The sequence below is a fragment of the Thioclava sp. 'Guangxiensis' genome (genome assembly GCF_045348365.1).
GTDB classification, from domain to species: Bacteria; Pseudomonadota; Alphaproteobacteria; order Rhodobacterales; family Rhodobacteraceae; genus Thioclava; species Thioclava kandeliae.
The window spans coordinates 2,467,895-2,478,558 of the sequence record NZ_CP155822.1 but is presented as its reverse complement, the minus strand read 5'-3'; the positions used below and the strand labels follow the sequence as shown (position 1 = coordinate 2,478,558).

Annotated in this window: 12 protein-coding genes; 7 read left to right on the top strand and 5 right to left on the bottom strand. The window is 62.2% G+C overall.

The features are described from left to right. Nucleotides 1-55 precede the first annotated feature (55 nt). Complete coding sequence (locus ABEB22_RS12230) at nt 56-586, bottom strand: component of SufBCD complex (RefSeq protein ID WP_339112558.1); 531 nt, start codon at nt 584-586, stop codon at nt 56-58. A 141-nt stretch (nt 587-727) separates the two neighbouring features. On the opposite strand from ABEB22_RS12230, the gene hemB reads away from it, so the two are divergent. Both hemB and ABEB22_RS12220 read left to right on the top strand, forming a co-directional pair. Then, the gene (hemB, locus tag ABEB22_RS12225) at nt 728-1,735 is read left to right on the top strand and encodes a porphobilinogen synthase (protein WP_339114506.1); all 1,008 of its coding nucleotides are present in this window, start codon (nt 728-730) and stop codon (nt 1,733-1,735) included. Between the two features lie 142 nt (nt 1,736-1,877). Further along, the gene (locus ABEB22_RS12220) at nt 1,878-2,429 is read left to right on the top strand and encodes a YSC84-related protein (protein WP_339112559.1); all 552 of its coding nucleotides are present in this window, start codon (nt 1,878-1,880) and stop codon (nt 2,427-2,429) included. Between the two features lie 71 nt (nt 2,430-2,500). Here the strand turns inward: ABEB22_RS12220 and ABEB22_RS12215 are convergent, their stop codons facing one another. Beyond that, nucleotides 2,501-3,115, bottom strand: coding sequence for a lytic transglycosylase domain-containing protein (locus tag ABEB22_RS12215; protein WP_406871151.1), 615 nt, complete (start codon nt 3,113-3,115; stop codon nt 2,501-2,503). Between the two features lie 220 nt (nt 3,116-3,335). On the opposite strand from ABEB22_RS12215, the gene ssb reads away from it, so the two are divergent. The 3 genes from ssb to ABEB22_RS12200 all read left to right on the top strand — a co-directional run bounded on the left by ssb (nt 3,336) and on the right by ABEB22_RS12200 (nt 5,924). Next, entirely contained in the window at nt 3,336-3,857 is a 522-nt protein-coding gene (gene ssb / locus ABEB22_RS12210) for a single-stranded DNA-binding protein (protein WP_406870410.1), read from the top strand. A 195-nt stretch (nt 3,858-4,052) separates the two neighbouring features. Continuing rightward, complete coding sequence (locus ABEB22_RS12205; protein ID WP_406870409.1) at nt 4,053-4,820, top strand: nitrilase-related carbon-nitrogen hydrolase; 768 nt, start codon at nt 4,053-4,055, stop codon at nt 4,818-4,820. Nucleotides 4,821-5,111: 291 nt separating this feature from the next. Continuing rightward, nucleotides 5,112-5,924 carry a flavin monoamine oxidase family protein gene (locus ABEB22_RS12200; protein ID WP_406870408.1) on the top strand — a complete coding sequence of 271 codons (813 nt, stop codon included), beginning with the start codon at nt 5,112-5,114 and terminating at the stop codon, nt 5,922-5,924. A 242-nt stretch (nt 5,925-6,166) separates the two neighbouring features. Here ABEB22_RS12200 and ABEB22_RS12195 read toward each other — a convergent pair whose 3' ends face one another. Beyond that, on the bottom strand, nt 6,167-6,568 hold the full coding sequence (locus ABEB22_RS12195; protein ID WP_339112564.1) for a hypothetical protein: 402 nt from the start codon (nt 6,566-6,568) through the stop codon (nt 6,167-6,169). 32 nt (nt 6,569-6,600) lie between these two features. Here ABEB22_RS12195 and ABEB22_RS12190 point away from each other — a divergent pair, with 32 nt between their 5' ends. Then, on the top strand, nt 6,601-7,356 hold the full coding sequence (locus ABEB22_RS12190; RefSeq protein ID WP_406870407.1) for a hypothetical protein: 756 nt from the start codon (nt 6,601-6,603) through the stop codon (nt 7,354-7,356). Further along, on the top strand, nt 7,353-8,294 hold the full coding sequence (locus tag ABEB22_RS12185; RefSeq protein WP_406870406.1) for a hypothetical protein: 942 nt from the start codon (nt 7,353-7,355) through the stop codon (nt 8,292-8,294). Before ABEB22_RS12190 ends, ABEB22_RS12185 begins: the two co-directional genes overlap by 4 nt. 51 nt (nt 8,295-8,345) lie before the next feature. On the opposite strand, the gene ABEB22_RS12180 is transcribed toward ABEB22_RS12185, so the two are convergent. Further along, a complete protein-coding gene (locus ABEB22_RS12180) occupies nt 8,346-9,470 on the bottom strand; it encodes a Gfo/Idh/MocA family protein (protein WP_406870405.1) in 1,125 nt (374 codons plus the stop codon). Beyond that, a complete protein-coding gene (locus tag ABEB22_RS12175) occupies nt 9,470-10,525 on the bottom strand; it encodes a sugar phosphate isomerase/epimerase family protein (protein WP_406870404.1) in 1,056 nt (351 codons plus the stop codon). The genes ABEB22_RS12180 and ABEB22_RS12175 overlap by 1 nt, the downstream gene beginning before the upstream one ends. Between the last annotated feature and the right edge of the window lie 139 nt (nt 10,526-10,664).

Genomic DNA, 10,664 nt, shown 5'->3' with positions numbered 1-10,664 from the left:
GCCTTTGTCTGTTGCGCGCCGTGCGCGCCGGTCGGGGGTTAGATAGGGGCCGTGCTCACCAAAGTCGAATGCTGTGATGGAGAAGATTGATCAGCATTCCCCAGATGGCGGTGAGAAAAATAGAGGCCATTCCAAGCAATTGCACACGGAAGCGGATGCGATGCAGCAAATCGGCGATCTGCCCTGCCTCCGCGCGCGTTGCCAGTGCGGCAAGGGTGGCGGCATTACGCATCGCCATGATCATCACAACGCTCAATGGCACCACCAAAAACAGGCAGGCCTGCGCGAGCTCGGCCCCGTAATAGAACCCGCTGAACACAAGAAAACTCGTCAGACACCACCAGAGCGCCGTAAGCGCCGTGCGCGCGCGGCCAAAACGCAGCAGGCGACGCGCGTTCACGCCGCCAAGCGCCACGAGATCGGGTGCCAGGCTGGTGTCGCGCCGATATTGCGTAACCAGATCATAGGGCACGCCCATGATGAAATGCGAGGCGGTAGACCACGCGACAGCAAGGATCACCCAATACCAAATACTGGAAAATGACCGCATATCGATCAGCGAAAAGAGCGTCTGGCTAAGGTCCACTTTTGTCTTCTTTTTACTGGCTCGCGTGGATGTGTCCTTTTCCTAGCCGATTCAACGCATAGAGGGAAGCATCCATGGACCCAAAAGGCTTGAGTTTCTGGCGTCTGCATGGCACGTCAGCGACAGTAATGGAGACTTATGATGACACCTCTTTTCCCCTCCTTCCCGCATAACCGTATGCGCCGGCTGCGCCGCACGGCTGCGCTGCGCGATCTGGTGCAAGAAAACCGCCTGAGCGTCAAAGACCTCATCTGGCCGATTTTCATTACCGATGTCGAAGGGGCGGATGTCGAGGTGCCCTCCATGCCCGGTGTCTTCCGCAAGACCGTCGAGGGGGCTGTGCGCGCCGCCGAGGAAGCCGCCCAGTTGGGCATTCCGGCGCTCTGTCTCTTTCCCTATACCGATCCTTCGGTGAAGACCGAGACCTGCGAAGAGGCGTGGAACCCCGAGAATATCACCAACCGCGTGATCCGCGAGATCAAGAAGCGCGTCCCCGAGATCGCGATCATGACCGATATCGCACTCGATCCCTATAACTCGCTCGGCCATGACGGGCTGGTGAAAGACGGGATCATCCTCAACGACGAAACCGTTGAGGCGCTTGTGAAAATGGCTCTTGCGCAGGCCGAGGCCGGGGCCGATATCCTTGGGCCTTCGGATATGATGGATGGCCGTATCGCCGCGATGCGCAAGGCGATCGAGGATGCGGGCTATGGCCGCGATGTCTCGATCCTGAGCTATTCGGCGAAATTCGCCAGCGTCTATTACAGCCCCTTCCGCGACGCGGTTGGTGCCTCCGGCGCGCTCAAGGGGGACAAAAAAACCTACCAGATGAATCCCGCAAACTCCGATGAGGCGCTGCGACTGGTCGCCCGCGATCTGGCCGAAGGCGCCGATATGGTGATGGTCAAGCCGGGGCAGCCCTATCTTGATGTCTGCCGCCGTGTGAAAGACGAGTTCGGTGTGCCGACCTTCGCCTATCAGGTTTCGGGCGAATACGCGATGGCGATGGCTGCAATCCGCAATGGCTGGCTCGATCATGACAAAGTGATGCTTGAAAGCCTGATCGGGTTCAAACGTGCGGGATGTGACGGGGTGCTGACCTATTTCGCACCGGCGGCTGCCCGCGCATTGGCCAATGGCGGCTGAACAAGCCTCTGGATATAGGCTGGTTTCATCCGATGGGAAGTGACAGGGTCAAATTTTCGGGCTACTCTTTCAGGGAACCAAGGGCATGTCCCATCAAGACGGGCGGTCAAGCCCGATGCAAAATCGAGCGAGAGGCAGTGAGATGATTTCCAGACGTAACCTTCTGGCAATGGGCGGCGCCGCCTGCGGGCTGGCGGCCTGTGGCAATGGTGTGGGCTCCAATGCAGGGCCCCAGATCGATGCGCGCGTCGATGCAACGCGGAACTTCCTGATCAGCCGCTACCCCGGCACGCAGGAGCTGATGGATAAGGCGGTCGGCGTGCTCTATATGCCGCTGGTGACCGAAGCCGGTTTCGGTATAGGTGGCGCCTACGGGCGCGGCGCGCTGCGCATCAACGGCGTAACCGTGGATTATTACGCGATCACATCGGCCTCCGTGGGTTTCCAGATCGGCGCGCAGCAATATGCCCATGCGCTGTTCTTCATGACCCCCGAGGCGCTTTCGGGGTTCCGTCGCGCCGATGGCTGGCAGATTGGCGCGGATGCGAAATATGCACTCCCCGATCGTGGCGGCTCGCTGGGCACCGATACCACGACCTCGCGCGCACCTGTGATCGCGCTGGTCTTCGGTCAGGCAGGTCTGATCGCGGGGGCCTCGCTGGCCGGTGCAAAATACACCCGCATCATCCCGTAAAATCCATGTATTCCAAAAGAAAAGCACGCGATTTTCGCGTGCTTTTTTAATGTCCGGTCGTAGCTGCCTGATCAGCTTCCCAGAATGACCTTCACATAGTTCATGGTCTCCTGATAGGGCGGAATACCGTTATATTTGGCCACCGCCTCCGGACCCGCATTATAAGCCGCCAGAGCATGGCGCCAGTTGCCGAAGCGATCATACATCATGCGCAGATAGCGCGCACCGCCATCAAGATTTTCCTCCGGATCGGCAATATCGACCCCCAGTTTGGCTGCTGTTGCAGGCATCAACTGGGCCAGACCACGCGCGCCGGCATGGGAGACGGCATTGGGATTCCAGCCGCTTTCCTGCTGGATCAGGCGTAGGAACAGATCCGTCGGAATGCCATTTTTCTGGGCGGCCTGCTGCGCGGCAGACATATATTTGCCGCGATATTTTCCGCTATAGCTCGGGATCAGAGCGGCGGCGACGGTCTTACCATCGGGGCGCAGACGCGAGCTATGGGCATATTGTCCCGCCGCCCGCTTGTCGAGAATGCTGGTCTGGTTCCTGAACAGCTGGACGCGGTTCGAACTCGATGCTCCATTCAGCCGAAGCCCTTCGGCATAGGCGCTGGAAACGGGCGCTATGGCCGCACAGGCGGTGAGCGCAAGGATCGCTGCGACGGTCCCTTTTCGTATCATCATCTGTCCCCGGATTTTTTGCTTAGGCAGGACTATACCCATCACGGGGCAGATGAAAACCCTTTCTGTGTGCCGCAAGGGAAAGAGGGCCGCTTTCCGAATTCACCGCGCCCGCGTCGGTTTCCTGCTTTGCATGCGGGCGCGGTCTGTTATACCCAGCCGAACCAATTTGAATCACGCGGCATGCAGCGCATGTCGGTCAGCCAGCGGAGGTTTTTTGATGGCAGGATCGGTCAACAAGGTCATTATCGTGGGTAACCTCGGCCGTGACCCCGAGGTGCGCAGCTTCTCGAATGGCGGGAAAGTGTGCAACCTGCGGATCGCGACCTCGGAAAACTGGCGCGACCGCGCGACAGGCGAGCGCAAGGAACGCACCGAGTGGCATTCGGTCGCGATTTTCAGCGAACCGCTGGCCAAAATCGCCGAGCAATATCTGCGCAAGGGGTCCAAGGTCTATATCGAGGGCCAGCTGGAAACCCGCAAATGGCAGGACCAGTCCGGTCAGGACCGCTATTCGACCGAGGTCGTGCTGCGCCCCTATCGTGGCGAGCTGACACTGCTGGATGGCCGCAATGATGGCGGTCAGGGCGGCGGCTATGGCGGCGGCCAGAGCGGTGGCGGCTATGGTGGCCCCTCCTCGGGTGGCTATGACGATGGCCCGTCCTCGGGCGGTTATGGCGGCCCCTCGCATGGCGGCGGCGGCTCCAGCCGTCCCGATTTCGACGACGAGATCCCGTTCTGAGATCCCCGTTCCGGGGCTGAATCCCGAATACTCTCCCTGCCGTTCAACCGGCAGGGAGACACCCGCCCCATTCTCTCCGGTTGAGGCGCAATCCAGGCCCTGAGACGCCCCATCAAATGCCGCTTCGGCGGGAGTTCCGGAGCGCAAGTATCCAAGATCCCTTGCCTCTTTTTGGGTCGCGTTGGAGGACTGCTTATGAAAATCGCGGTTTCGCAATGGCAATGCTGCGTGGAAGACAGGCTCTCGCGGATCGCGCGGGATGCCAGACAGGCGTCCCTTTCGGGATGTGATCTCCTTCTTCTCCCCGAGCTTGCCCTTCCCGGCTATAACCGTCCCGATGGCCACAGAGAGCAGGCCCAGCCCCTGAACGGGATCTGGGCCACCTATGTCGCAGAACAGGCCCGAAACAACAGGATTGCCATTGTTTACGGCTGGGCCGAGCGCGGCACGGACGGGATCTACAATTCTGTCTCCGTGATTGCGCCGGATGGCACGCGCCTCGCCCATTACCGCAAGATCCAGCTTTTCGGCGCGATGGAGCAGGCAAACTTCTCTCATGGGCAACAGGCACCGGTCGTCTTCCGCTATCGGGGTCGGAATTTCGGTCTTCTCATCTGTTACGATATAGAATTCCCCGAACATGCGCGTGCGCTTGCGCGGCAGGGCACGGAGATACTCCTGGTGCCGACGGCCAATCCGATAGGCTATGCGCATGTGCCCGATCTTCTGGTCCCTGCCCGCGCCTATGAAAACCGTATGGTCGTGGCCTATGCCAATTACAGTGGCGAGGAGCATGGTCTGTGCTTTGGCGGGCTTTCGATCATCTGCAGCCCCGATGGACAGCCGGTTGCGAAAGCCGGTCTTGGCGATGCGTTGCTGATCGCCGAGATCGGCGATAACCTCTTTGAAGGAGAATATCTGTCCACCCAGATCGCGGATCTGCGCGGAGGGCAGGCAAGGTGATTGCCGGGATACGTCTTTTCGGGGATGCGGAACGCGTGGGCTTGGCGATCTAGCCATTGGTTGAACTCGGCATCTTCGGTGGGGTTCACGGGGAGAGATCCGGGCATTGATCCCGCTTCGGGCGAAGTATGGCGTGACTGTGTTTCTACGCTCTGGTTTCAGACCGACCGTGGCGCCTGACAGATTGATCTGCCTTCGCGGGTCGCGGGGCTGCTCGAGTTTGCGACTGCCGCCGCTCCCACAGCCTTCGGCTGGCGGCTTCGCTCACAGGTCTTCGAGGGCGCCTGTGGCGTGGTGGTCGAACTGGGCGGGATGCGCTTTCCGGTCTCCTCGCGCACTTTCTACCATTATCTGGACCTCATGGGGTGCGAAACCGCCCCCTGCCCGAACCCGCTGACTCCGGCGGCAGGTTCGACCGTGATCGAGCTTGAAGGCGAGACGCTTTATGCTGCGGTGCTCAGCAACTGCCAGACCCATCTTCTGACCACCGCGATCGAGGTCGAGGAGAGCCTCTTTGACCAGAAGCTATGGATGGCGCTCGACCGCACCCGCTATATGCAGGCGGCCAAGACCTTCGTGATGGTGGACCGTCCCTTCTGGAACGATACAGATGCGACGGGCAGGCCCGTCATGTCGATGACCCTGACCGACCGTCATACCCGTGGCACCTATTTCTTCGATAACGGGCCGGATAAGCCCGCCGTAATCTGCCTGAGCTATTCGTGGATGACCGACGCGCTGAAGGTGCTGCCGCTTCCGGCCGAAAAACGGGTGGATCTGGCGCTGAAGGCGTTGGCCAAGATCTATCCCGATGTCGATATCGCCTCCCATATCCGCGGCGCGCCGATCTGCGTCAGCTGGGAGGCGGACGAGAACTTCCTCGGCGCTTTCAAGGGCGCTTTGCCCGGTCATTACCGCTATAACCACCGCATCTATGGCCATTTCATGCAGGAGCATATGCCCGAAGCCCAACGCGGGCTGTTTCTGGCCGGCGACGGTGTCAGCTGGACGCCCGATAGCCCCGGACCGGGGGAAACTCTATCCGCTCTATGGGCCCATACCCGTTGCGGAACAAGCGCCGCCAGTCATCGGAGTGAGCTATGACAGATGAGTTTTTGTCATGGGGTGCCACGGCTAAACCGCATTCCAGTCAGGTTGAACATCTGCCAAGCTCGTGCGCAGGGCCAAAGACCCCGGTTGCAAAAGGCCGGATCATCTAACCAAGAGAGAGAAGGACATCCCATAACATCCCCGCTCGCAACCGCCCTTGGCCCGAGCATCGCCTTGGCTGGCATGGGCCGCGCCGAGACCCGGGATAGACCGGTGGCCTATCCCGGGATATCTCATCAGACCCAGAATGGCGTCAGCTTTGCCGAGGATGTGCCCCCCGCATCGGCGGCGTTCCCTCGATCAATATTCATGCCAAGGGCTCGCTCTTCAAAGACGACGGGATCAAACCTGCGGTGCAACCGGTCGAGCCACGGATCGGTGGGCGTCTCCTCTCGATCCATACCGAAGACGTGAAATGCCGCGCCCGTAACATGACCACTGCGCGGGTGCTCGATATGGCCCGGACCTGCGGCTGCGACAAGGCCGAAGAGCTGTCGGGCGGCCTCGAGATCGGCCGTCCGTCGCGGAAGAAGGGCTATGGAGGCCGATCCGCTACTCTCTTCCGCCCGATGCGTGCTCTTGCAGACCGGAGCGTTTTCGCGGCAAGGAGGAGCCAGAGTTTCCCTGAGCTCGACCATGCCCCGGCCCGGGGCAGAAGCAGGAGAGCAGCTTGATACGACGGGGTCTCGACCTGCTCTATTCGACCGCCACTCCCGGTGTCCCTGTCGCTCTGATCGCCATCTTATGTCTGATCGTTGCGCAGATGGTCTGCCTCTGGCTGGGGCCGGTGTTTTTGCGATCCGCACAATATGCGGGTCATGCCATGGCGGCCGCCTCGCGGATGGCGCTGGCAGATATGTTCTGGCGAACCGTGCATGTCCGCGTCATCAAGGGGATCAGGACATACCGTCCGCTGCGCCGCAGCTCCGAGATCCGGGTCTCTGCGATGACCGTAGTCTTGGCGCTGTTCTTTGCAGGATATGCGATCCAGGCGCCGCTTTCGAGCCACAATATCCACGATATCTCGCAGGGGCAGGACCGCGCGCCGCTCGGGATCTTGAAGATTGCAATGGTGGCGGGCGCGCCCATTCTGTCGGCGGCGATGCTGGGCACGGTCGGCAGGAGGTCTCCATGCGCGAAACCTCGGCCCTCGGCCCTGCGGTTCCCCGCCATCGCCCCGATCCCGATGGGTGCCGGCTTCCTGACGCTTGCGATGGGCTTTACCGGCGCGCCCGAGGCACTGGCGCAGATTACGGCATTGGAGGGGGGCATCCTCTTGCTGCAAGGGTGGACGCAGTATGGTCCGGGCTATATTGCCTGCACGAGGCATCCGATATGTGCCATCATGATCGCGATGCTCGCCAGTCTCGCGCTCTTGCCCGAGCACGCCACATCGCGACCCACTCTTAGAAAGGGCGAGCCATGATCCTTCTTACTTGGTTGGGCCGACATGCGCGGGCTCTGCTCTTTACGGGGTTCTGTGTCATCCCGTTCCTGCCCGTCTCGCCCGAGGCCCTGCGGCCTGTGCTGGCGCCTCTGGTCATCTCGGTTACGGCGCTCGGTATCATGCGCCAGCCCTTTACCCGCGTCGAGATTGCGCGGGTCTTCGGGTGGATGGCGGTGCTGCGCGGCGTGCTGTTTCTGGCGGCAAGCCAGCTGGGGTTGGCGCTGCTCTTCCGGCTCACGGGGCTGTGGGTGGCGTGGCCGTTGGCCATCGCCCTGCCGGTTGCGGCCTTCTGCGCTGCCCCGCCGCTCAGTTCCGCGCCGAACCTCGCGCTGATGCTGCGCTACGACTTTCCGCAGGCATTGCGGATCACGCTGCTGGGTACGCTTCTGGCTCCGCTCACCATGCCGCTCAGCCTCTGGCTTTCGGGGCTCGACTTTACCGGCTCCATCAGCGAGGTCGCCCTGCGTCTTCTGGGAATGCTGGCCGGTGGCATCGCGCTTGGCGCCGCCCTTCAGGCATGGCTCGGCATGGAACGCATCCGGCAGGGAGCAGATGCGCTCAACGGGATTGCCGCGCTGTTCATGTTGGCCTTCCTGATCCCGCTGATCGGCGGAATGGCGCATCTGGTCGCGCAGGACCCTGCGCGTGCCGCGATCTATCTGGCGCTGGCACTGATCCTGAATATCGGCGGCAATCTGGCGCTGCGCTGGGTCGCAGGACAGCTGAGCGGCGGGGGCCGCGCGCTTGGTCTGGTCTTTGGCAACCGCAATACGGGACTGGTTCTGGCGGCCCTGCCCTTCGACCCGCATCTGGCGCTTTTTGTGGCCGCGATGCAGGCCCCGATCTATCTGGGACCGGCGGTCTTTTCCCATTTCGAACGCAGGCCGACGCCCGGCGAGATCTCGGAGGTCTCCTGAGCCTCGATACCCGTTTCCACGGATCATGGGAGGATGCGGGCAGTCGCGCGGCTAGAGCGTCACCCAGGTTGCATCCTGCGCGGAAGAGGTGACGCAGGCGGTAATGAAGCGCATCCCTGCGAGCCCTTCCTCGAGCCCGGGGAGCAGCCCGAGATCGCGGCTGCCATGGCGCGCGGCGCGGATCGCGGTGGCGGCTTCCGTATAGAGATTGGAAAATCCCTCGAGATAGCCTTCGGGATGGCCGCCCGGCACGCGGCTGATCGCCCGTGCCGCAGCGGTGGCACCGGCGCCGCCCCGCGTCAGCAGACGCTTGGGCTGGCCGTAGGGGGTGAACCAGAGCCGGTCAGGCTCTTCCTGCGACCAGTCGAGCCCGCCCGCATCGCCATAGATCTTCAGGCTTAATCCGTTCTCGTGGCCAACCGCCACCTGACTGCACCAGAGCATCCCCCGCACCCCACCCGCAAACCGCAGCAGGACATGGCCGTTATCATCCACCGCCCGTCCGGGCACGAAAGCCTGCAGGTCAGCGGCGAGCCGCTCTACCGGCAGACCGGAAACGAAACAGGCGAGGTTATGGGCGTGGGTGCCGATATCGCCGACTGCCCCACCAAGCCCTGCACGGGCCGGATCTCCGCGCCACTCGGCCTGTTTGCCGTGCCCCGCTTGGGCCAGCCAGTCCTGCGCGTAATGCACCTGCACGACCCGCAGCGCCCCCAATTCTCCGGCCGCGATCATCTCCCTTGCCTGCCGGATCATCGGATAGGCGGTGTAGTTATGGGTCAGGATGAACAGGGCGTCCGAGCCACGCACGGCCCGCTCGAGCGTCTGCGCCTGTTCTATCGTCGCAGTCAGCGGCTTGTCGCAGATGACATGGATGCCACGTTCCAGAAAGGCCGCTGCGGCGGGGCCATGTACATGGTTCGGCGTGACGATCGCTACCGCCTCGATCCCGTCCTCGCGCGCGGCCTCTGCCTCGGCCATCTCGGCAAAAGAGCCATAGCAGCGGTCGCCTGCGAGCCCTAGCGCCCGACCGCTGGCGCGCGATTTCTCGGGGGTAGAGGAAAGTGCACCGGCCACCAGATCGAACTGCCCGTCAAGCCATGCCGCATGGCGGTGCACCCGACCGATATTGGCATCGATCCCGCCGCCAACCATTCCCAGCCTGATCCGCTCCATCACGCAAGCCCCAGCATCTTGGCATTGGCGCCATCATCAAGCCCCGCCGCTGCGAAATCGTCGAATGCGCGTTCGGTCACGCGGATGATATGGTCTTTCACGAATTGCGCTCCCTCGCGCGCCCCATCCTCGGGGTGTTTCAGGCAGCATTCCCATTCGACCACGGCCCAGCCCTCGAAATCCATCGCGGCCAGTCGCGAGAAGATGGCCCCGAAATCCACCTGACCGTCGCCCGGACTGCGGAAACGCCCCGCGCGGTCGAGCCAGGACTGGAAGCCGCCATAGATACCTTGACGGCCGGTCGGGTTGAATTCGGCATCCTTGATATGGACCATGCGGATCCGGTCGCGATAGATATCCAGATATTGTAGATAATCGAGACATTGCAGCACGAAATGCGAGGGATCATAGAGCAGGCAGGCGCGCTTATGCCCGCCCACGCGCTCGAGAAACATCTCGTAGCTGGCCCCGTCATGAAGGTCCTCGCCCGGATGGATCTCGTAGCAGACATCCACGCCACACTCCTCGGCATGATCGAGGATGGGACGCCAGCGTGCGGCCAGCTCATCGAAGGCGCGCTCGATCAGTCCCGCGGGACGTTGCGGCCACGGATAGAGATAGGGCCATGCCAGCGCCCCCGAAAAAGTGGCCATCGCTGTCAGCCCGAGATGTCTCGAGGCGGTCAGGGTTTTCATCACCTGATCGACGGCCCATGCCTGACGCGCGCGGGAGTTGCCGCGCAGCGGCACCGGCGCAAAGCCGTCAAAGGCCAGATCAAAGGCTGGATGCACCGCCACCAGCTGGCCCTGGATATGCGCGGACAGTTCGGTGACTGTCACGCCATTTTCCTCGGCCTGTCCTTTCCAGTCGTCGCAATAGGTCCGGCTGGTTGCGGCAAGATCGAGATCGATCAGCCCCGCCTCGCCGCTGGGCACCTGCACGCCGTGATAGCCGGTCTGCGCAGCCCAGTTGGTGATGGCCGGCCAGTCGTTGAAGGGCGCATGCGACCCTACGAATTGTGCCAGAAAGAGGCCGGGCCCCTTGATCGTTTTCATGACTTCCGTCTCCTGTTCGGGGGCAGGCCCTGGCCGCGTTCCATAACCGTCAGGATGCCCCTGATCGGAGGCGCCGTGAACCTTGCTCGAACATGCCGGCCGGCACCCGATGCGGGTCCCCGTATGGGACCATAAAGCG

Excerpts from the sequence above, each read along its gene's own strand:
- hemB (WP_339114506.1), top strand. The coding sequence starts at position 728 with ATGACACCTCTTTTCCCCTCCTTCCCGCATAACCGTATGCGCCGGCTG.
- ABEB22_RS12215 (WP_406871151.1), bottom strand. The coding sequence starts at position 3,115 with ATGATACGAAAAGGGACCGTCGCAGCGATCCTTGCGCTCACCGCCTGT.
- ABEB22_RS12220 (WP_339112559.1), top strand. The coding sequence starts at position 1,878 with ATGATTTCCAGACGTAACCTTCTGGCAATGGGCGGCGCCGCCTGCGGG.
- ABEB22_RS12205 (WP_406870409.1), top strand. The coding sequence starts at position 4,053 with ATGAAAATCGCGGTTTCGCAATGGCAATGCTGCGTGGAAGACAGGCTC.
- ABEB22_RS12180 (WP_406870405.1), bottom strand. The coding sequence starts at position 9,470 with ATGGAGCGGATCAGGCTGGGAATGGTTGGCGGCGGGATCGATGCCAAT.
- ssb (WP_406870410.1), top strand. The coding sequence starts at position 3,336 with ATGGCAGGATCGGTCAACAAGGTCATTATCGTGGGTAACCTCGGCCGT.
- ABEB22_RS12175 (WP_406870404.1), bottom strand. The coding sequence starts at position 10,525 with ATGAAAACGATCAAGGGGCCCGGCCTCTTTCTGGCACAATTCGTAGGG.
- ABEB22_RS12185 (WP_406870406.1), top strand. The coding sequence starts at position 7,353 with ATGATCCTTCTTACTTGGTTGGGCCGACATGCGCGGGCTCTGCTCTTT.
- ABEB22_RS12195 (WP_339112564.1), bottom strand. The coding sequence starts at position 6,568 with ATGGTCGAGCTCAGGGAAACTCTGGCTCCTCCTTGCCGCGAAAACGCT.